This window comes from Mycobacterium leprae TN (assembly GCF_000195855.1).
GTDB classification, from domain to species: domain Bacteria; phylum Actinomycetota; class Actinomycetes; order Mycobacteriales; family Mycobacteriaceae; genus Mycobacterium; species Mycobacterium leprae.
In genome coordinates, this window is the sequence record NC_002677.1 from 740,192 (window position 1) to 761,164 (window position 20,973).

The 20,973-nt window shown below is 57.8% G+C and carries 13 protein-coding genes and 9 pseudogenes; 15 read left to right on the forward strand and 7 right to left on the reverse strand.

Annotated elements, in window-relative coordinates:
* Positions 1–178 precede the first annotated feature (178 nt).
* Positions 179–520: a hypothetical protein gene (locus ML_RS03065; RefSeq protein ID WP_041322476.1), complete on the forward strand. Its 342-nt coding sequence runs from the start codon at positions 179–181 to the stop codon at positions 518–520.
* A 14-nt stretch (positions 521–534) separates the two neighbouring features.
* On the opposite strand, the pseudogene ML_RS03070 reads toward ML_RS03065, so the two are convergent.
* Positions 535–1,372: pseudogene (locus ML_RS03070) on the reverse strand (MBL fold metallo-hydrolase).
* Between the two features lie 214 nt (positions 1,373–1,586).
* Between ML_RS03070 and ML_RS03075 the strand changes: the two are divergent.
* Positions 1,587–1,800, forward strand: a pseudogene (locus ML_RS03075) (CBS domain-containing protein); the annotation flags it as partial.
* Positions 1,801–1,869: 69 nt separating this feature from the next.
* Here the strand turns inward: ML_RS03075 and ML_RS18610 are convergent.
* A pseudogene (locus tag ML_RS18610) lies at positions 1,870–2,417 on the reverse strand (type II toxin-antitoxin system PemK/MazF family toxin).
* A gap of 107 nt (positions 2,418–2,524) precedes the next feature.
* Here ML_RS18610 and lepA point away from each other — a divergent pair.
* The gene (gene lepA, locus ML_RS03085; protein ID WP_010907837.1) at positions 2,525–4,465 is read left to right on the forward strand and encodes a translation elongation factor 4; all 1,941 of its coding nucleotides are present in this window, start codon (positions 2,525–2,527) and stop codon (positions 4,463–4,465) included.
* 57 nt (positions 4,466–4,522) lie between these two features.
* Here the strand turns inward: lepA and ML_RS03090 are convergent.
* Positions 4,523–6,538 (reverse strand): annotated as a pseudogene (locus tag ML_RS03090) (glycoside hydrolase family 15 protein).
* Between the two features lie 1,140 nt (positions 6,539–7,678).
* On the opposite strand from ML_RS03090, the gene ML_RS03095 reads away from it, so the two are divergent.
* From ML_RS03095 to ML_RS18615, 5 genes and pseudogenes are all read left to right on the forward strand, one after another.
* Positions 7,679–7,873 (forward strand): hypothetical protein, encoded by a 195-nt coding sequence (locus ML_RS03095; protein ID WP_197492460.1) that lies wholly within the window; start codon positions 7,679–7,681, stop codon positions 7,871–7,873.
* A 317-nt stretch (positions 7,874–8,190) separates the two neighbouring features.
* Positions 8,191–9,237, forward strand: a complete 1,047-nt coding sequence (locus ML_RS03100) for a sulfate ABC transporter substrate-binding protein (RefSeq protein ID WP_010907839.1) — start codon at positions 8,191–8,193, stop codon at positions 9,235–9,237.
* Between the two features lie 58 nt (positions 9,238–9,295).
* Positions 9,296–9,977 (forward strand): annotated as a pseudogene (locus ML_RS15160) (ABC transporter permease subunit); the annotation flags it as partial.
* 89 nt (positions 9,978–10,066) lie between these two features.
* Positions 10,067–10,692: pseudogene (locus tag ML_RS03110) on the forward strand (ABC transporter permease subunit); the annotation flags it as partial.
* A gap of 193 nt (positions 10,693–10,885) precedes the next feature.
* Positions 10,886–11,117, forward strand: a pseudogene (locus tag ML_RS18615) (ATP-binding cassette domain-containing protein); the annotation flags it as partial.
* A 732-nt stretch (positions 11,118–11,849) separates the two neighbouring features.
* Here ML_RS18615 and ML_RS03120 read toward each other — a convergent pair.
* Complete coding sequence (locus ML_RS03120; RefSeq protein WP_269147086.1) at positions 11,850–12,137, reverse strand: sodium-dependent bicarbonate transport family permease; 288 nt, start codon at positions 12,135–12,137, stop codon at positions 11,850–11,852.
* Between the two features lie 609 nt (positions 12,138–12,746).
* Here ML_RS03120 and ML_RS03125 point away from each other — a divergent pair.
* Complete coding sequence (locus ML_RS03125; RefSeq protein ID WP_145985172.1) at positions 12,747–12,932, forward strand: hypothetical protein; 186 nt, start codon at positions 12,747–12,749, stop codon at positions 12,930–12,932.
* Positions 12,933–13,340: 408 nt separating this feature from the next.
* On the forward strand, positions 13,341–13,844 hold the full coding sequence (locus tag ML_RS03130) for an MTB12 family secreted protein (RefSeq protein ID WP_010907840.1): 504 nt from the start codon (positions 13,341–13,343) through the stop codon (positions 13,842–13,844).
* Positions 13,845–13,889: 45 nt separating this feature from the next.
* Here ML_RS03130 and ML_RS15165 read toward each other — a convergent pair whose 3' ends face one another.
* The 3 genes and pseudogenes from ML_RS15165 to ML_RS15175 all read right to left on the reverse strand — a co-directional run bounded on the left by ML_RS15165 (position 13,890) and on the right by ML_RS15175 (position 15,793).
* The gene (locus tag ML_RS15165) at positions 13,890–14,093 is read right to left on the reverse strand and encodes a hypothetical protein (RefSeq protein WP_231846709.1); all 204 of its coding nucleotides are present in this window, start codon (positions 14,091–14,093) and stop codon (positions 13,890–13,892) included.
* A gap of 705 nt (positions 14,094–14,798) precedes the next feature.
* Positions 14,799–15,377, reverse strand: a pseudogene (locus tag ML_RS17785) (carboxymuconolactone decarboxylase family protein); the annotation flags it as partial.
* A 94-nt stretch (positions 15,378–15,471) separates the two neighbouring features.
* Positions 15,472–15,793, reverse strand: a pseudogene (locus ML_RS15175) (type II toxin-antitoxin system VapB family antitoxin).
* Positions 15,794–16,243: 450 nt separating this feature from the next.
* Here ML_RS15175 and ML_RS03145 point away from each other — a divergent pair.
* The 5 genes from ML_RS03145 to ML_RS03165 all read left to right on the forward strand — a co-directional run bounded on the left by ML_RS03145 (position 16,244) and on the right by ML_RS03165 (position 20,972).
* Positions 16,244–16,387, forward strand: coding sequence for a hypothetical protein (locus ML_RS03145; RefSeq protein ID WP_162618229.1), 144 nt, complete (start codon positions 16,244–16,246; stop codon positions 16,385–16,387).
* A gap of 191 nt (positions 16,388–16,578) precedes the next feature.
* Positions 16,579–17,610: a heat-inducible transcriptional repressor HrcA gene (hrcA, locus tag ML_RS03150; RefSeq protein ID WP_010907841.1), complete on the forward strand. Its 1,032-nt coding sequence runs from the start codon at positions 16,579–16,581 to the stop codon at positions 17,608–17,610.
* Between the two features lie 71 nt (positions 17,611–17,681).
* A complete protein-coding gene (dnaJ, locus tag ML_RS03155) occupies positions 17,682–18,818 on the forward strand; it encodes a molecular chaperone DnaJ (protein WP_010907842.1) in 1,137 nt (378 codons plus the stop codon).
* A gap of 31 nt (positions 18,819–18,849) precedes the next feature.
* Complete coding sequence (locus ML_RS03160) at positions 18,850–19,623, forward strand: 16S rRNA (uracil(1498)-N(3))-methyltransferase (RefSeq protein ID WP_010907843.1); 774 nt, start codon at positions 18,850–18,852, stop codon at positions 19,621–19,623.
* A 299-nt stretch (positions 19,624–19,922) separates the two neighbouring features.
* A complete protein-coding gene (locus ML_RS03165) occupies positions 19,923–20,972 on the forward strand; it encodes a PhoH family protein (protein WP_010907844.1) in 1,050 nt (349 codons plus the stop codon).
* The last annotated feature ends 1 nt before the right edge of the window (position 20,973 follow it).

Sequence of the window (20,973 nt, forward strand, 5' to 3'; positions counted from 1 at the left end):
CGTGATCCCATTGTCCTACGGGTCGATAGCTGGGGTTGCGGTCATACGCTTTTGCCGAACCCAATCGTGGTGCAAGCTATAGCCACTAGTACGTTTGCGTCCTCGGCGCCGCTGGCGCTTTACGCGGCTATGGTCAGTATCCGGTTGTGTCAGTTGGGTAGCGACCGCGTCTGCCGCCGTGATAGCGTTAACTGGCGGTGTCTTGACTGCCGGCGCATTGGTGCTGACCGGATTGTTGGTCTACCCGCTGTCGCAACTGGAGGTCAACGCGGACATTGCGCTGGTTCGGGCGAGTTCGTTGCTGATATCTCTTTCTGGTTGGCAGCCCAGGGCACCTGGTGGTGTTGGGTTTGCTGGTCGCCAGTATGGCGTACCCAGCCTAATGCGGGGTCTCATGCCCAGATCATTTGGTATGTACAGGCTTGGCGCTCGCCGCAGAAACAACACTGGTGTTGATCTGGCCGACTGCCGGGTGCGGATTTACTGTCGGTCGTACGCGTCGCTGCGTTGTTCCGGCTGATAGAGGTCGGCACGCTATGGATGCTTGCCAACCCCGATTCGGTGTAGGTCGTTGTCAAACTTGATTTGCCAGTTGAACCTGGACACGGTCAGCTCTCGTCACCGTTTCTCTTTCCCTAGGGACATAGTACGTTATGACCAGGATGCCTATGCCCGCGTGCGCCGCGGTTGCTGTCGCTTGCTCGATTGACGAGTGGGGGTTGCAGATGTCCTTGATCTGCTTGTTGGTGAACGCGGATGACGATGTTCTTGCGGATTATGGTGTGCACCAATGCGTCGGCCTCGGCGGCAAGCTCGTCCAGGCTGGCGCAGGGAACCGTGCCTCCGGTCAGCACCACCGAGGTCGGTCCGGATTCGATCCGGAATCCGATCGTCGGCGTCACAGGCCCGTGATTCGTGGAACCCCGGATCGACACGCCATCGGGGGGGGCTCCAACAAAACCTTTGGTGTATTCGTATACTTCGATCAGTGGGGGCGTATTCAGGTAAGTGTGATGGGTGATCTGATATTCGATGTCGTGACCGGACGCCTTCAGCTTTGCCTCTACCGTTTCAGCGGTGTCCGGAGATCCGATGATCGGCAGCGGTGGGGGATCCAGCGCGAAGGTGGTTACCCAATGCGTGATGAGCAGATCGCCAAGGTCGCTGATGCGGTCGCCGTGCAGATGAGTTGAGCAGCAGCGCTGACAAACAGCTGGCGTGTGCGTCGGACCAGCCGACGCACGTTGCAACACTCCAAGCCAGCAGTCCACTAGGAACAGCTGTCTGCCAGCTTGCACCGCGTCGAGAAGGCCGGCGCGGGTCGGGTCGGGAATAGGGGACTTCCGGTGCTGAGCAGTGTGGTCTCGATCATGGTCCCATCCTTGTAACTAGACGGGTGCGCAGTGGCGCAATTTATTCATTCGGTTGGTGAGCAAGGGTTTCGGCTTCTCGACGTGGGCGAGATGCTGGTTGTCGACCTGAACGTTCGAGCGTTATTGGTGGTGTGTTTTTTGTCGACTTTCCCATCAGCCGAGTTAGCCGTAGCCTGGTGTCAAGGAGATCATAACTTTCGGCTGGAGGCCTAGATGCAGATCGCGGGCGTCTTACGGAGCAAGGGTGCGACGGTGGTGACGATCAATCGTGACGCGAATGTTCGGGAACGGATCGGCCGGTCTTGTCGAGCAGAACATCGGTGCCATGGTGGGGTCGGCATCGGTGTCGGAGCGTAACATCGTACGTCAGCTTCATGCGTATGGCGTCAGCGTGCTGTCTTGCCCGATCTCCAAGATTATGACTAGCGTTGGTTGCCAGCTGCCGCTGGTCCTGTCCTATATCACTCAAGGTTAACTGCGCGGCTCAGCGCCAGGATTAGTCGGCACGCAGCGGGCTGGCTATGGCATCGAAGATTTCACGTTTCAAGATCGTGTCCTCGTGGCGAATACTCTCCTCCGGCACGTCGAACACCCGGTCTAGCCGGATCCAGCTTTCTCGGTTTTCGTAATCCCAACTGCTAGAGGCCGATGCCAACCCAATCTTGGTAGGCTGCGTGGCGTTCTTGGCTGGACACCATCAGTCCCAATACAATATTGTTGTTGCGGCTCACGACGAGGACCGGTCAGTCTTGGCTCCGGGTCGGGTCGTCCTCATATGGAGGACCCACTTCCACGCGATTTTGCAGGATTAGCTCGGCCATCCAGGTCAGGGGGGCGTAGAGTAGCTCACGGGTTCGCTGCGCGGTGGGGGAGGGGAACTAAGCGCTTGCCACTGGCCGGCCCGCGGTAATCGCGACAGGTGGTTTTGGCGCAGCTGCGGCTATACACATTCACGGTGACTTTGATTTCATGCTGGAGTTCCCGCAGCACGGCTTGCGAATTCTGCACGTGACGGGAGAGGTGTGGAGTCCGGCTTAATACCATGTTCTTGGTTCTTGGCAAGCCGTTGTAATGTTTTCCACTATGACTGCCAGGCTGACGCCATATTCGCAGTATAGGACCGAAAGGCCCGGCGAGATTGCTGTGCCAGTGTGTCTTGGTCACTTCGCGTGGATAAGCCGGACACCGGCGAATCGCCGTTCAAACATTCTCTAGTAACTGGAGCCCAGGAGATTCCCATCAGCAGTTTCGCTGACAAGACCTTTACCGCGCCGGCGCAGATTAGGAACTTCTGCATAATCGCTCATATTGATCACGGCAAATCCACGCTGGCGGACCGGATGCTTCAGCTGACTGGTGTCGTCGATGAGCGGTCGATGCGTGCCCAGTACCTGGACCGGATGGACATCGAACGTGAGCGCGGAATCACGATTAAAGCGCAGAACGTGCGGCTGTCTTGGAGTGTCACAGCTGGTGGGACGACTGAGAATTATGTGTTGCACTTGATCGACACCCCCGGCCATGTGGACTTCACCTACGAGGTATCGCGAGCATTGGAAGCCTGTGAGGGTGCGGTGCTGCTGGTAGACGCCGTCCAGGGCATCGAAGCTCAGACCTTGGCCAATCTCTATCTCGCTCTGGAGCGTGACTTGACGATTATTCCGGTGCTAAACAAAATCGACCTGCCGGCTGCCGATCCGGACCGTTACGCCGCTGAGATCGCCCACATCATTGGTTATGAGTCAGGCGATGTGCTTCGGGTGTCCGGCAAAACCGGCGAGGGGGTTTCTGACCTTCTTGACGAGGTGGTCCGTCGGGTGCCGCATCCGCAAGGTGACCCTGATGCGCCTACCCGCGCGATGATCTTCGACTCCGTCTACGACATCTACCGAGGCGTGGTCACCTACGTCCGTGTGGTCGACGGCAAGATCAGCCCGCGTGAGCGCATCGCGATGATGTCCACCGGTGCGACGTACGAACTGCTCGAGGTCGGCATCGTGTCGCCTGAACCGAAGGCCAGCGCGGGCCTGGGCGTGGGGGAGGTGGGCTACCTGATTACTGGGGTTAAAGACGTCCGCCAATCCAAAGTCGGCGACACTGTAACGACGGTTCGTTATGGTGCCACTGAACCGTTAACTGGCTACCGAGAACCCAAGCCCATGGTGTACTCCGGGCTGTATCCCGTCGACAGTTCGGACTACCCGAGTTTGCGTGACGCTCTAGGTAAGTTACAGCTCAACGACGCGGCGCTGACCTACGAGCCGGAAACATCGGTGGCGCTGGGCGTTGGGTACCGGTGCGGCTTCCTCGGTTTGCTGCACATAGATATAACCCGCGAACGCTTAGAGCGCGAGTTCGACCTGGACCTGATCTCCACGTCGCCCAACGTCGTATACCGTGTGGTGACAGAAGATAACACCGAGATTGTGGTGACCAACCCGTCAGACTGGCCGGAGGGCAAGATCCGAACGGTGTACGAGCCAGTGGTGAAGATCACCATCATTGCGCCCAGCGAGTTCATCGGAACGATCATGGAGCTGTGCCAGTCGCGCCGTGGCGAATTAGGTGGCATGGACTATCTTTCACCTGAGCGAGTCGAGTTACGCTACATTATGCCGCTCGGGGAAATCATCTTCGATTTCTTCGATTCGCTGAAGTCACGCACCCGGGGCTACGCTAGCCTCGACTATGAGGAGGCTGGCGAGCAGGAGGCCCAACTGGTCAAGGTTGACATCCTGCTGCAAGGCGAGGCCGTCGACGCATTCAGCGCGATTGTGCACAAGGATTCAGCCTCTGCCTATGGCAACAAGATGACCAACAAGCTCAAAGAACTGATCCCACGTCAGCAGTTTGAGGTGCCAGTACAGGCGGCTATTGGATCGAAAGTCATTGCGCGCGAAAATATTAGGGCGATACGCAAGGATGTGCTGTCGAAATGTTATGGCGGCGATATCACCCGCAAACGTAAGCTTCTGGAAAAGCAGAAGGAAGGCAAGAAACGGATGAAGACCATTGGGCGGGTCGAGGTGCCGCAGGAAGCGTTTGTCGCCGCGTTGTCCGCCGATGCCGCAGGAGACAAGGACAAGAAATAACCTGTTCGACTTTATGTTGACGAACTGAAGCATCAAAAGATTGTTCTGCAAGCACATTCAATATTTAAGCGTGCATACTCTTGGCGCATTCGGGTGCTGTAACATCCCCGCGTTGTCGGCTTCCTTGTCGGCGCGGATCACATGGACCACTTCGTTTATCAACGCCAGACGGGTGAACGCCTCCGGGGAGTTGTCCAGGTGCCGCCCGGTGCGTGGCTCGATTTCTTCAGCGTAGAGGTGCAGTGGGCTCGTGTAGGAAAACAGTCGCTTAGCGCAGGTTACCTCACCGATTTCCACCAGCGCGGACACCAGCCAGAATGATTAAATGGTGAGCATGTTTTCTTCGCCGGATAACCCTTAATTGGTTTCTTTTATCCGGTATCGCAGCACTAGACTCTCTTCGGTGAGTTAATTGGCGACAGCCAGCCCAGTGTTAAGCACGCGCGGGTCGTCAGGTGCCAGGAATCTGGTCAGTAGCACTAGCAACAGTGAGGAATCCAACGCGTCGTTGCCATACCGCTGGGTGAATACGTCGCGGTAGTCCATCCCATGCTCGAGAATCTCGGTCTTGATCTCTTCAGCGATGGCCAGTCACTGTTGGGTGCGTTTTTCTTACCCTACCGTTCGGTTAGCTTGGCCTCGCGGTCCAGAGCCATCCAACACATCGTCCCAACACATCGTGAAGTGTTGCGGCTCGCCGCGAATCTCCCAGATTCCGCGGTCGGGCTCACACCAGTGCGCGATCACCTCTTTCACCTGCTTTTTCAATACTGGCTACAATATTTCTGAGATTTTCTCGAGCGACTTGGTGTGCAGAAGAACGAGTCCAGAATCCAGCCCTAGATATCGTGCTGAACTTGGTCGTAGGAGTCGTTTGCCGATTCGCACCGGCCGCGCGTGGTCGTAGCCGAACAGATGATATAATCCGTCTTCAACCAGGCGGCGTTCGTCGCCTACCATCACCTGCAGCAGATGGCGCTGGTCGTTATTGGCGCCGGATACATTGACGATGTATGCGGAGAAGTCGTCGGTTTCGTGGTCGAGTCCCAGGGTGTAAAGCCCCCCACAACGCGAACGTTGAATCGCTCACCCAGGTATCGTGGTACTCCCAGTTGCGTTCGCTTTGTGACGTTTCCGGAAGTGACTTAGTGCTGCCGGGCCGTTAGCCAGCGCGCCGGTGGGAGGATACGGGAACCTGTTGAGTGTTAGCGTGCTGTATTACAGGTATGCCCGCGACGGGTGGTCGGGGAAGTGGCCGATGTTGATCCACTGCCGCCAGCATTGGGTGACCTGTCACATCTTGTCTGCTGCTTCTACATAGGTCTGTGGGACCGGGTGTTTGGTCCAGCTTAGCGTGACGAACACGTCGTCGCCCTATTTCATCCGGATGCGTGCCCGTGTTTTACGGATCTCCAACCTGATCTGCATATTCATATTGGTGGTTAACCATGGCGCCGGGTGGATGTCAGGTTGTTTGCTGGCATGTGTGATGGCTTCGCCGTAGGCATGGGTCAAGTATTCTCACACGGCGCCGATGCGATGGTAGTCAAACGCCGGCTCGCAGCTCATCATCAGCTCAACGGTGCCGCTTATGCAGAGCACCGTGCACAGCAGGATGTGCTTGGCGTCCTAATCCATCGTGATGCGTTAGTGATCGGCGCTCGATGTCATGGCCATGTCCCCCATAACCGGCACGTTCCGCACGATTAACCATCCGGTGTGTGGTCTGCCATGTGGTTTCCATGATCAAGCTGCTGGGAAATAGCGGCGGGTCGACGGTACCGAGGCCGCCGTAGGGGCCCAATCGGAAATGGCCGGCGCTTGTTAGTCCAGGATCGCTTCGAACACACTCGGAGAGTCAGGCTGGGGCAGCCTATACTCCATAGACATTCCACCGAAACGGCCGACGAGATCAGGCACGTCGTTTCCTAGTCGGACAAGAAATGCGTAGTCAGCGATCGACGGAAACGGGTTGCGTAGCACGCCGCTGGAGGCAACTAGCGCCTGCGAGTTGAAATCGAAAGGCGCGGGTTTGGCGGCTTGGGCTGCGGTAAACACTGCTAGCCGCAGCAGCCTTGTCGTCGGCTTTGGCGGGTTGATAGGAGGGGGGCGGCGTGCAGGACCATTCCGCCATAATCTGTCGATTCTTCCTGGTGTCCATCGTTTGCTTCTTTGCCCGAGGGGTTGTGGTCTCTACCCGGCGTGCCTGGCGTACTTAGGCATGTTGTTCGGATAACAGGCCAATCGCGACCAGGTAACCGACGAACCGTCGCAATGCCAGTGTTCGGCTCACCATCCGAGCCTTTTGCGGTGGTGTTTGGTCACTGCTGTCCACCGCGACAGCGATGATGTTGTCATGGATAACCCGGTGTGCCGCCTACAGGATAGTCGTCGGAATCCAGTGGCGTAGCTGTACTCGAACTAGCTGCCAGGTTGACACGCGTTCCGTACACAGAGGACAGGTCAGCCGGGGAGCGGCCGCTACCACTAGGTTTATGCCTACGCTGGCCACCGCGGCATCACGTGCGCAGCGTCGTTTATGTAAATGATGGCGGTGATTTATGTATGTATTATTATGTAGTCGCCGCTGTCGATCGTGATCGTAGTGTGCCCCGCGTGAGTATATCGGCCAGGCCGAACGGGTCGTTGGGCCGGCGAGGCAATCGGAACCACCACACGTTCATCGGAGCGCCGAAGCTACGCGGTGTCAGTGCTATTGCTGAGCGCATGGTCGACGGGGCGGCCATCGCAGGCCACCGCTAAGTCGGTGCGTATGATCACTTAGGTCACCGCGGTGCTGCACATAAGTCGGAACGTGGGCTCCATCTCGGCACCGGCAGCCATTATCTCCAGAAAGTTCCACTGCGGCTACCAGGATGATGCGTTGATGTGTGCCGAGCAGGCGGCTCAGGTCCAGATTGACTCACTTGCCCTGTATCTCCATCTGGATGGTGTCGATTTTGCGATGCAGAATTTGTGCGAATAGGTGGGTCACAGATCGAGTTCGTCAAGTAGCCACAAGGTGCTTGCGGGCCATGGCAATCGGATCGCTGGCCAAAAGCAGGCCAAGCATCATGCTCGCCGGTCCGCCTCCAGCAATGAGGCATGTAGTTTTGTCGGATGTGGAAGGCACGGACAGCATTGGGCGATCTTGACACAGTGTTTTACGATGCGGGGACGGCGAATGGGACGAATGGGATTAGTGTGAGCCCGGTGAACGGGTTCCTGAATTGGTGGGACAGCATCGAGCTTTGGCTGTCAGGGCTCGCCTTCGTGTTACAGGCGGCTTTGGTTATGCCGGTTGTCCTTGCGTTTGCCTACGGCACCGCATTAGTGTTAGATTTCGCGCTCGGTAAGGGCATCCAGTTGATGCGTCGAGCCTATCACCCTGATTCGGCGCGCGGGTAACCTGAATGCCTCGGTCACATGTTACGTTGGTGCTGTTCGTTCTAGTGGCGCTGGTGATAGTGGCGTGGCTGCTGACGCGCTGAGTAGCATTGGGTTGCTAACCAGCTTAGCTGTGATGGGGCAGCCGATTCTGTTAAGTTTTGCGCCATGCACGTAGCACCCGGTGTTTGGGAGTGCTGTGTCCTCGTGGATTATTGTTGCTGACTCCAAAACCCGTGCGCGGTCTGGTACGGAGTTCGTGAATTTTCCCTAGTTCTAGGTGGCCCTTGCGTACCAACGGGATTGAGATGCCTACGTTCCTCACTGGAAGGCGGCTAATGTTTAAAGACATTGGGCGATTCATGCGCTGGCGGCACTCGATGGTCGTCGGGGTCACGCTTGCCTCGACCACCGATGTGGTTGCTGCGTGTCATGGTGGTGCCAGTGACGTCGTTGGCGGCGGGACGGCCCATGCGCATACGAGTATCGCCCTGGTCGCTTACTCGGCGCCGGGACCTGGTTGGGGCAAAGTGATTCCGGCGTTTAATGACGCTCGGTCGGGCGATGGTGTGCAAGTGGTAACGTCGTATGGAGCCTCTGGCGACCAGTCCCGCGGTGTTGTCGATGGCAAGCCAGCTGACATCGTGAATTTCTCGGTTGAAACGGACATCACCAGATTGGTCAAGGTAGGCAAGGTGTCCAAGGACTGGGATACCGACGCCACGAAGGGCATCCCGTTCGGATCAGTGGTGACATTGGTTGTGCGCACCGGTAATCCCAAGAACATCAAAGATTGGGATGATCTGGTGCGCCCCGGTGTGGAGGTGATCATGCCCAATCCGCTTAGCTCGGGCTCGGCCAAGTGGAATCTGCTTGCTCCGTACGCCGCCAAAAGCGAAGGTTGCCGCAATAGCCAGGCGGGGATTGATTTTGTGAACCGGTTGGTGGCCGAACACGTCAAATTGCGGCTAGGATCTGCGCGCGAAGCTACCGATGCCTTTGTCCAGGGCAGCGGCGATGTGCTGATCAGCTATGAGAACGAGGCTATCGCCGCCGAGCGGCAGGGCAAGCCGGTCGAACACATCAACCCGCCGGTTACCTTCAAGATCGAAAATCCGTTGGCGGTGGTGAGCACCAGCGCGCACCTCGAGGTCGCGACCGCGTTCAAGAACTTCCAATACACCACTGCCGCGCAGGGGTTGTGGGCGCAGGCAGGTTTTCGGCCGGTGGATCCGGCGGTCAGTGCCGATTTCAGCGACCAATTCCCGGCACCGGTGAAACTGTGGACGATCGCCGACTTGGGTGGCTGGAGCACGGTGGATCCGCAGCTATTCGACAAGAACACCGGTAGCATCACCAAGGTCTATATGCAGGCCACCGGATGACGGCTCGTTAATCGATACTCGTTCGTTGTGTCGGCTCGGTACTACCACGTAGCTTGGGGTTGGTGCGGCGATAGTGTGGGCTTTCGGTGATCGTGCTGCTGCCCTTGGCTGCCATTGTGTGGCAGAACGCCGGCTGCTGGCGCCCTTTCCTGTCTGGTGGTCACATAGCACGCCGTGATGGACTCGCTGCGGGTAGATGCTGACCATCTCCGCTGGGGTTTGCGGTAATCAACATTGTATTCGCTCTGCTGATTCTTTGGGTGTTGGTGCGTGATGACTTCGTCGGCAAGCGGTCGGTCGATGGCGGTATCGATGTGTAGTTTGCGTTGCCTACGATTGTCGCCAGCCTGGCGATGCTGGCTCTGTATGGGAACAACAGCCTGGTTGGTCTTCATCTGCAGCACACCGGATGGGGCGTGTGGGCGGCGCTGGCGTTCATCACGTTGCCGTTCGTAGTGCTTACTGCCTAATCGGTGCTGTTGGAGATCAGTCCGGGCGGCCAAAGAGTCGGTGGCGTCGTTGGGTGCCAGCAGTCCGAAAAATCGTTATCTCGGCGGTTGTTTTGCCGTCGGTGACTCCGGTGTTGTTATCAGTTGCGGGCCTGGAGTTTTCGCGGATGCTTGGCGATTTCGGTTTGATGGTGCTGATTGATGGTCCGGTGACGAGGAAGATATCAGTGTCATCGTAGTGGATTCCTGACCTTGATCGAGAATCACGACCGCACTGGTGCTACCGCAATATAGATTGCACTGCTGTCGATCTCGTGTGTCGTGCTCTTTTTACTGCAGGTCGTAGGCGCGCATGAGGACTGATGCGAGGAGATAGCCACATGGCGACATTGCCGCAAGTTAGCTATCTGATCCTGTATGTCGCCTTTGCCTACATTGTTGTGCTACTGGTTATGACGTTTGCGCTGATCTTATGGCGGACCTTTGCACCGGGCTTCGGTCAATTCTACGCCTGAGTCAGCACGTCAGAGGAGGGATTGGCGCTGAACTTGTCGCTTCTGGTAGTGGACATCCCGGTTCCGCTGAACGTGGTTTTCGGAATTCCGACGACATTGGTTTTTTTATCAACATATTTCGACGAAAAGGTGCACTGCAGACGATCATCGATCTATTGTTAGCGGTCTCATCCGTCATAGTAGGTGTTGCACTGGTCGTGCTGTGGGGATCGTGCGGTGCGCTGGGCTTCGTGGAGAAAGGCTTGGAGTTAACGATCATCTTTGGCCTGTCCGGCATCGTGCTTGCTAGCGTCTTCGTCACCCTGCCGTTTGTGGTACGCGAGGTTGAACCGATGCTGCACTAACTGGGGTCCGACCAAAACCAGGTTGCGGCAATACGAGGATCTAGCTGGTGGCAGAAATTCTAGCGGATTATGCTACTCTTCAACCGGCGGCACGTAGCCTACGCCATTGTGTTAACCGTTGCCTGTACGTTGGGTGAATATGGTGCTTATGAGTTGTTAACTTTGTTGATTACGGTATCCGCGGTGGTCTTTTGAGTATCCAGGTGGGTTTTGATTCCTGCCGGGTACGAGCAGGCAGAAACGTCTGACTAAGGGACGTGGAGATGGCCGATGAAGGGACTGGCCAGGACACGCACAACGATCATCGTGCGCGAACGTCTACAAACTCTATGGCCACTTCGTGGCCTTGGGCCACGTGGCGTCATCGTGCCCGCCAGTTTGCTGATGGCGTTGTTGGGGCCTAGCGGTTCGGGTAAGTTGACGCTGCTGCGCATCATCGCCGGCCTTGACCACCCGGACACCGAAACCATCACAATCACGGTCGCGACGTTACCCAGGTGCTGCCGCAACGCCGCGGCATCGTTTGACATTATGTTGTCTTTGAGCACATGACTGTGCGCGACAATGTGGCCTAAGGGCTTGAGATTCGTAGGCGCCTTAAGGTCGATCTGGTGCTGGCTCGAGCCCTGGCGGTAGATTTGCAGGTGCTGCTGTTCGATGAGTTCTTGGGCGCATTGGACGCTGAGGTTCGCTAGGATCTGCGGGTTTGGATCCAGTGCCTGCATGACGATGTGCACGTCACCACAGTGCTTGGTTCCCAAGGATCAGGCCTAGGATCTTGACAATGTCAAGCCCAGTTATGTGGCTAACGGCAGGGCTGGGCTGGCCTCGGGGATCGTTATGGATCGCTAGGACGAAGAATTTGTCGTCGCCTTGAACGACTTTAATGTCTATGCAGCCCGCTGATGAGGATGCTACCGATGAGAAGGACGGGTCCAGGGTTGAGGAAAATTTCCTGCGACAACTTAAGGGAGAACACTGGCATTATCTGGGGTTTCTCCATCGGTGCGCGCTGGTTGGGCTCCCAGTTTGGATGCGCTAGCTTTTTCATCGACAGCTACAGCTTTTGCTCGATGCCCCGTTCGCTCTGGGCCTCCAGAGTTTTGGCCATATACTGGCCGCAGCATGGTCCGACCCCTGCCGTGACTGGCTTGGTGTAGCCTGGCTTACCGGGCAGTACCCGGCTTGGTTTACACCCTTTTGCCGGAGTAGCCCGACAAAATGTACTGTCATCAGGTGGCTTGGTCTGTACATTACTGCAAGCATGGCAGGCCTGTAGGTGGTGAATGTCATGCTGATGGTGGTCAGTGTGGCCAGGCAAGTTGTATACTGTTTCTGCCGAGTACGGCGCGTAATAACCAGCGACAGTCGCTACGTCCACTCTCCGCGTCCAACTCAAGCGGCTCAACAAACAAGTAGGCCAGTCTTCTGATGAGGAAGTTCAACACGAAGCCGAGCACCAAAAAGCCAGCGATGTTGTTGATTTCGCTAGGCTTGTCTTTGGCTAGTTCTTCGCATCCGTGCCGGCCGATGGCCAGCAAAAGATACATGGTGAAGCTCTGGTAGATCACATATGGAAATTCGAAGCTTATCCTTCTGGATGGGGATCAAAAACCCGCATTACATTAGAAGAACAGCATGGAGTGGCTTGAACAGGTTGTGGGTGAAGTTATCCCAAAATTCTTGAAACATTTGAGCGGCCCTCTTGTGTGTGCTTGCTACGGTGCTCACGGAAGCATCGAATGTTAGCCGGAGCTGACCTAGAACATCTAAGCAAATGTCGACACTTAGACTTGCTCAGGCTAATCCGCAGCTCGGTACACGCGCGGGCTTGTGAACTGGATTATGGATGTGCCCTGTAAGCCCTGATGCAAGGCGGCCGAGACAGTCAATAAGCATCGACGAGACAGTCTATTAGGTATCGACAGGACCACTATTGGGCGTTCGAAACCAACGAGGGTGCACTTCGACGCAGCGTTTACAACGTATCACGGCTTGCCACCCCGATGGCAACACGGTTCGCGCCTAAACACGGTTTAGATCGGGGCGGTGTTCACGGTCTTTTTCGTCGCCGTCGTCCCACCTGCGGCTGGAGCGTTGAATCAACTGTCTAGGTCGGCTGCGCACCTACTGTCTGGCCAGCGCGGTATCGTTGGTTGGCCTAGGCCTCACGTTCATCCCGACGACACCGACTGTGATCGTTGACCTCGCTGTGTCTTGCACTGGCGTGTTCTGTTGAGCAATCCTGCGCGACCGGATATCCGGCTGAGGCCGGTGGTGCGGAGCGATCCAGTCGGGTTGGGTTGTATCTGACGTTCTACTACTTGTCTATTACCTGGGTGGGAGCGTTGGAACCATGGCGCTTGCGTCGCTCTACCGGTATGTAGTGGTGGTCAGCCTGCGTCGGTTTACTCGCCGTCGTGGTGCATCATCAGCATGGTCGTCGCGTGCGTCGCCTGGCGACTGGAGCTGATACACCGAGTGATTGACCTGGACGCCGCTGGCGGTGGCGCAGGTTGTCTATGCGGCAGTATTCAGTGCCGACATCGCTTGCCCAACGTAGGTTAACCAGGCCTGCTAGCAGAAGATAGAAGATCCTGAGTTGCTGCATAGCTTCGACACAGGTTGCCCGGCGAAGCCGAACCTAGCTCGGAGGTAGCATGGTCGCTCGAGATACGAAAGACCAGGAACAAGGTGTGCACCGGATGCATCATGTGCATCGTCCATGGAACACGTGAACGGCTTCATCAGTCTGTGACCGTCCGCCACAATGCATCCTAATCGAAGAGAAAGAGATGACCATGAAATCCATCGCCACCTATGCAGCGCTGGCCATAATCGGAGCCGCCGTCGACGGCCTGACATCGATGGCTATCCCGACGGGCCCGGCCGCGTCCCACATACAACCCGTTGCCTTCGGTGTGCCGCTGCCGCAAGATCCGGCACCGGCTGCGGATGTGCCGACCGCAGCCGAATTGACCAGTTTGCTCAATAAAATTGTCGATCCTGATGTTTCGTTCATGCACAAGAGCCAGTTGGTCGAGGGCGGAATCGGTTCTGCGGAGGCTCATATTGGCGATCGCGAGTTGAAAAATGCGGCTCAGAAGGGTGAACTGCCGTTGTTGTTCAGTGTGACGAATATTCGACCGGGTACCAGTGGTTCAGCCACGGCTGACGTTTCCGTGTCGGGTCCGAAACTCAACCCGCCGGTCACGCAGAACATCACCTTCATCAATAAGGGCAGCTGGGTGCTGTCGCGCCACTCCGCGATGGAGCTGTTGCAGGCCGCGGGGCGTTGAGCACCGCGGATCCCGTCACTGTCTGCGCTTTACCGATTCAAGGCTCTACAGGTTGAGTTTGTTGATCTGATGCGGATCGGCCAGTACTTCGATCGCGGTGATCCGTCCGTCGCGTGTAATGAACCCCATGATCGTTGTTGCTTGACCGGCTACGTAAATGACCGTGCTTACGGTGCCTTTGACGGTTGCAGTGCGCACTTCGCGTTCCGGCAGCGTGTAGCTGCGGGCCAGTTTGGCGACTGAGGACACACCCTGGACAGCACGGGTCTGGCGGCGCCGGGTACGACATTACCGCGCAGCACTACGTCGGGATGCAGCACCGACACCAATCGGGCGAAGTCGCCGCTACGCCAGGCTGCGCAGGAACGCGTCGACTGCTTCGCATTGCGCGGCTATGGTTTTCGTCAGGAACCGGAATCGGTGTGCTAGATGCGTCGGTGCACAACTGTTCAGCTTGCAGGTTGTCTCCGGGGTCCGATCCCCAATGGGATCTGTTCGAACTGTACGGCGAAGAATGTCGTGCAAGACGAACGCCAACCGCTCCGCCGGCTGCAACGTATACAGCACCACCAACAGCGCCAGCCCCACCGCATTTGATCAGCTATTTGCCCGATGTTCGGTGTCGAATTCACCCACTGGATCCACCACCGGATCTGTTATATGTGAGGCCAGTCCTGGTGATCGCGACCGACAGTCGCAGCGATCTAGGCAAATGCGGGCCACCACGGTGGTCAGCCAAGTTCCTAGATTGACGATGGTCGGCGCGTGGGCTCCTCGGTGCTGCTCAGCCGTAGCCACGCTTCCTTCTTCACGGCGTCTTGAGCGTAAATCGAGCCCAGCATGCGGTATTCGAGGGCGCCCGACTGGCGGTTAGGGCTTCGCGTCGAAGCGCGCCGTCAAGGGAGTTTCGGACGCATCCACAATACATGTGCCGCCGGCATCCGGCTGCTGGCTGGTGTAGGGGAGCGCGCAGACTCGGCCGGTGGAAAAGCCGAATGACCCGATGCTGTGAAGTGGGCACGCAGGTTGCCCAGCGTGATGATGTGGGTCAGTATCACCAGCTGGGCGGTTTTGCAGTGGGGGCGTAGCTTATCTAAAAATTCGTAGCTCACTCCGACCGGGATGTAGCTAATCGCGGTGGTGTATTCCAAGATCGGTTTGTCGACGTCGGAGAAGCGGGAGGCGTGCTGGTAATCGGCCATCGCCAGCAGTTCTTCGTCGGTGATCCTCTATTCGCGGACGATCTGCGAACTCAAGTCGATGCAGAATTCGCAGTGAACCGTTGTCGATGCCTTCCGGTTAGGCCAGTGTGCGGTAGCGCGGATGGAGAACACCCAGTTTCGATTAGGCCTGCGTTAGCCTGCTTTAGGCATTCAATAGACTTGATATATACTGCGTATAATCTGCAGCGATTGTATCATGTTGGCAGTTTCCAGACCAGCCGTCTGCGGCCAGCTTCCGCTTAGTGAAGAAAAAGGCGATTTTGGCGCTTAGGCCGGCGTCGTGGTCGGCGACTTCGATTGGCCGGGACATGGCGATCTTCCTGACATAGGGCTAAGACTTTGTCTTCACTTAGTCGACACCTGGTGGCCGCGAAACGTGACCGGTTTACCCATGCGCTCGGGCCTTAAGTCCGTCTTCCCATCGGCACGTTCATGTCAAAGCCCCGCGCATGTAGCAACGTGCGATTGTGTAGTGCGGCGTGCACTGCCCAATGTAGGCCATCCTCGCGATAAATGCCTCCCCTGCCACCTCACCGTATGCGGGAAAGGTTGCCATAGAACGTGGAATCTTCCGACAGTAAGAGGTCGAACGCGAAAACGGTCGTGGTGGTAGCCAAATTCGTCGAGCCTAAAATCTGCTACAATTGGATTTTTGTCCAGTTCCGGTAGCATAGCCCATGCTCGGGGGGGGTATGGTTTGCCGTGTCTGGCGCCTTTGAAGATCATCCATGCAACTTTGTTGACGCGTCGCTCAAGATCGACTGGGTCATGAGCCCAGGTTAGCCGGAAAATCCCGGGCCTAATAGGTCGCACCCTGGCTGCACGGAGGGCTGCCGACAATTTTGTCTGTTCCAAGACAAAACATCGATCATGAACTTAGCGTTCAGGTTGGTGGGGCAACTGGCTCAGGCGCATCGAGTTAGGTCGATTTAAGATAACCGCCGTTGCGGGTCGGTGGTCATCGCTGACGACAGTTTCTTTAATCGGCTGATCAAGACGCCGATCTGTGGTGGTGTTGCAAACATGGGTCCGGTATTCTGTAGCATCACTGAATTCTTCCAGCGGGTTCGCAGGTGTTGGTGAATTCTTCGTGTAGTGACAGCAGGATGTCCATCTGGGTTGTGTGAGTGTGCAGCGGTACGGTGGGTGATGTCCAGATATCCTAACGCTCACTCGGTGGACTTGTTGTTTTGCCAGGTCATCAAGACTTGGCTTAGCGGATGGTGGGCCGGCGCTGGGGTGGGCGTGAGCCATACCAACAACTTTTCGGCGATCCGAGTCAACGAACAAGTTCAGTCTTTGACCTTCATGATCATCTAGGATTGCCCATCCAATCTCCAAGGCCCACCATGCTGGGGGCGTCGAGCTGGCATTTCGTTTGGTCCTTTCGATCGCAAGGCCAGCCTCTAAGCGGCTTGGGTGGGGGTGGTACCACCGCCCGACGGCCGCTCATGGCGGCCAGCGCCATTGTGAGAACGTAAAATGAACGCGACTAAGGAGGTGGACTGGCGGTGGGGAATGCCGACGAGCGTCGCTTTGAGGTGCTGCGCGCCATTGTAGCCGACTTCGTCGCCACCAAGGAACCGATCGGATCGAGGGCTTTGGTGGAGCGTCACAACTTAGGCGTGTCCAGCGCAACCATCCGCAACGACATGGCGGTGTTAGAGGCCGAGGGGTACATCACTCAGCCGCATACCAGCTCCGGGCGAGTGCCCACGGAGAAGGGCTATCGCGAGTTTGTTGATCGACTCGAAGACGTTAAGCCGCTATCAGCGGCCGAGCGGCGGGCGATCCAAAGCTTTCTGGAGTCCGGTGTCGACCTCGACGACGTGCTACGCCGCGCTGTGCGACTATTGGCTCAGCTGACCTGTCAGGTGGCCGTGGTGCAGTACCCCACCTTGTCGACGTCGACCGTTCGCCATCTGGAAGTAATCGCGCTGAGCCCGGCCAGGTTGCTGATGGTGGTTATCACCGAGTCCGGTCGGGTGGATCAGCGCATCGCCGAACTCGGCGATGTTATCGACGATTACCAGCTCTCCCAGCTGCGTGAAATGCTCAGCCAGGCAATGGGAGGCAAGAAACTGTCGGCGGCCTCGGCCGCGGTAGCCGACCTCGTCGGACGGTTTCGGGGTACGGGCGGGTTGGCCAATGCCGTCGGCCGCTCGGCGAACGTATTGCTGGAATCGCTAGTCGAACACACCGAAGAACGCTTGTTGCTGGGTGGCACTGCCAACCTGACCCGCAACTCTGCGGACTTCGGTGGTTCACTGCGATCCATCTTGGAAGCCCTCGAAGAACAGGTGGTGGTGCTGCGACTGCTGGCCGCCCAACAGGAGGCTGGCAAGGTGACTGTGCGTATTGGTCACGAAACGGCGGCTGAGCAAATAATGGGTACCTCGATGGTGTCCACCGCCTACGGTACCTCGGGTACCGTCTACGGCGGCATGGGTGTGTTGGGGCCTACCCGGATGGATTATCCGGGAACTATCGCCAGTGTCGCTGCGGTTGCTTTGTATATCGGCGAAGTTTTGGGTGCTCGGTGAACACGCACCCGCTACGGAATCTGTGGACAGCCGCTTAGAAGCGGCATAAGACGCTGCTAGGAGAGTTAGGCGTGGCACGCGATTATTACGGGCTGCTCGGCGTGAGCAGGAATGCCAGCGATGCGGACATCAAGCGTGCCTATCGCAAGCTAGCGCGCGAACTGCATCCCGACATCAATCCCGATGAGGCCGCGCAGGCGAAATTCAAGGAAATCAGCATGGCTTACGAGGTGCTGAGCGACCCGGAGAAGCGTCGGATCGTCGATTTGGGCGGGGATCCGATGGAAAACGCCGCAGCATCTCCGTCAGGGTTCGGTGGCTTTGGTGGCTTAGGTGATGTATTCGAAGCCTTCTTTGGCGGGAGTTCGGCATCACGTGGTCCCATCGGCCGGGTGCGGCCGGGCTCGGACTCGTTGTTGCCGATGTGGCTCGACCTTGAAGAGTGCGCAACCGGTGTCACCAAGCAGGTCACCGTTGACACTGCAGTGCTATGTGACCGATGCCAGGGCAAGGGCACCAACGGTGATTCTGCGCCGATACCCTGCGACACATGCGGGGGTCGCGGGGAGGTGCAGACCGTGCAGCGTTCACTGCTAGGTCAGATGGTGACCGCGCGGCCATGTCCCACCTGCCGGGGTGTTGGGGTCGTAATCCCCGACCCGTGCTGCCAATGCGTTGGCGACGGTAGGGTGCGCGCCCGTCGGGAGATCACCGTCAAGATCCCCTCCGGTGTTGGCGACGGGATGCGGGTCCGACTTGCCGCCCAGGGTGAGGTTGGGCCCGGGGGAGGGCCAGCAGGCGACTTGTATGTCGAGGTCCACGAGCAGGCCCACGACATCTTTGTGCGCGACGGAGACGATCTGCACTGCACAGTTTCGGTGCCGATGGTCGATGCGGCTCTAGGCACCACGATCACCGTAGATGCCATCTTGGATGGTATGAGTGAGATCGATATTTCGCCGGGGACCCAACCGGGTTCGGTCATCGAACTGCGTGGCCAAGGGATGCCGCACTTGCGTTCCAACACGCGGGGCAATTTGCATGTTCACGTCGAGGTGATGGTCCCCACTCGGCTGGACCAGCATGACACCGAACTGCTACGCGAACTGAAGCGCCGTCGCAGCCGTGACGTGGCCGAGGTTCGTTCGACGCATGCGGCCGGCGGCGGACTGTTCAGCCGGCTGCGCGAGACCTTTACCAATCGTTAGCACGGTTTTAACGGTTTTAGGGGCTCCACATGTGGTGAGCACATTGTTCTACGTCGACGCATTGCCCGATACCGGTACGGTAGCTGTGGTGGGTGGCGACGAAGGGTTTCACGCGGTCACGGTGCGTCGGATCCGTCCCGGCGAGGAGCTGGTGCTCGGTGACGGTGTCGGTGGCCTTGCTCACTGCTTGGTCGAACGGGCCGGGCGCGATGGGCTATATGCCCGGGTGCTGGGGCACTGGACCGTAGCGCCGGGGCTACCGCCGGCGACTGTGGTGCAGGCGTTGCCCAAGGCTGAACGCTCAGAGTTGGCTATCGAAATGGCCACCGAGGCCGGTGCCGATGCGTTCGTGGCGTGGCAGTCTGATCGTTGCGTGGCCAGCTGGTACGGGGTCCGGGTGGACAAGGGTCTGCGCCGGTGGCGTGCGGTAGCCCGCGCGGCAGCTCGGCAGTCTCGCCGGGCGCACATACCTTCGGTCGATGGGGTGTTGACCACTGCGGCGCTGCTACAGCGGATCCGGGATGAGGTAGCCGCCGGTGCCACTGTGCTGGCTTTGCACGAGTCGGCGACCGATCGGTTGTCCGATGTCTTTGCGGATATCTCTGTGGCGCAAGCAAACTCGCTAGTGTTGTTGGTCGGTCCCGAAGGAGGTATCGCGCCGGACGAGATTGCCGCATTGACTGAGGCGGGCGCCGTCGCGGTCCGGCTCGGTCCCACCGTGCTGCGGTCATCGACCGCGGCTGCGGTGGCATTGGGCGCGTTAGGCGTGCTCACTTCCCGGTGGGATGCTTCATCGATTCTGTAATCCAAGTCACGTTTCTACCGCGTCGTTACAGTCTCACGAAGTACGAATAGGGGGCTCAAGCGATGACCAGCAGCTGCGATCAGGGGTGTTTGCTGGTGCAGGTCGGGAGCTGCGGTTTACGGCGACTTACTGCCGGTCGCTAGCACCGCCCAGACTCACTAGGTGCTGGACAAGGACCTGCCAGCGAATACGCTGATGAACAGCTGACGAACTAGGGCCCCTAGCGTAGGCTAAAATATTGGCACGACCCGTGTTGACACGCTCTTGTACAGGCCAAGAAAGCAGGCATCGGTAACCACGTGACGCACCACGAGACCAGCGCTGTTGACGCATCATCGGCCTCTATGCACGTTCGCAGCACCATCGATGTTCCGCCCGACCTCGTTGTGGGCTTGCTGGGTTCAGCAGACGAGAATTTGCGCGCCCTCGAACGCATGTTGAGTGCCGATCTGCATGTGCGTGGCAACACCGTTGCGTTTTCGGGCGAGCCAGCCGATGTTGCACTTGCCGAGCGGGCGATCTCTGAGTTAGTCGCCATCGTGGCCAGCGGTCATCCGTTGACGCCGGAAGTGGTGCGTCACGGTGTAGCCATGCTGGTCGGCACCGGTAACGAATCACCGGCTGAAGTCCTCACCTTGGACATTTTGTTGCGCCGCGGTAAAACGGTCCGGCCTAAAACGCTAAATCAGAAGCGCTACGTCGACGCGATCGATGCGAACACTATCGTCTTCGGAATCGGTCCGGCCGGCACCGGGAAGACGTATCTGGCCATGGCCAAGGCGGTCAACGCGTTGCAGACTAAGCAGGTAACTCGGATCATTTTGACTCGTCCAGCAGTGGAAGCTGGTGAACGCCTTGGCTTTTTGCCGGGTACTCTGAGCGAGAAGATAGATCCTTACCTGCGGCCGCTGTACGACGCGCTGTACGACATGATGGACCCCGAGCTGATCCCGAAGCTGATGTCTTCCGGTGTTATCGAGGTGGCGTCGTTGGCGTACATGCGAGGTCGCACACTTAACGATGCGTTCATCGTCCTCGACGAGGCGCAGAACACCACCGCTGAGCAGATGAAGATGTTTCTTACCCGACTGGGTTTCGGTTCGAAAGTTGTTGTCACCGGGGACGTCACGCAGATTGACCTGCCGGGAGGTGCCAGGTCGGGTCTGCGCGCGGCGGTCGATATCCTGGAGCACATCGACGACATATACGTTGCGGAGCTGGCCAGTGTGGATGTGGTGCGCCACCGGCTGGTGTCGGAGATTGTTGACGCCTATGCCGAATATGAGGAGCACGACTTGGGGATGAATCGGGCGGCTCGGCGAGCGTCCGGCGCTCGCAATCGTCGATGAT

What these genes read in the sequence shown, in the direction of transcription:
- ML_RS03100 (WP_010907839.1), top strand. Translation starts at nt 8,191, where the DNA reads ATGTTTAAAGACATTGGGCGATTCATGCGCTGGCGGCACTCGATGGTC.
- ML_RS03130 (WP_010907840.1), top strand. Translation starts at nt 13,341, where the DNA reads ATGACCATGAAATCCATCGCCACCTATGCAGCGCTGGCCATAATCGGA.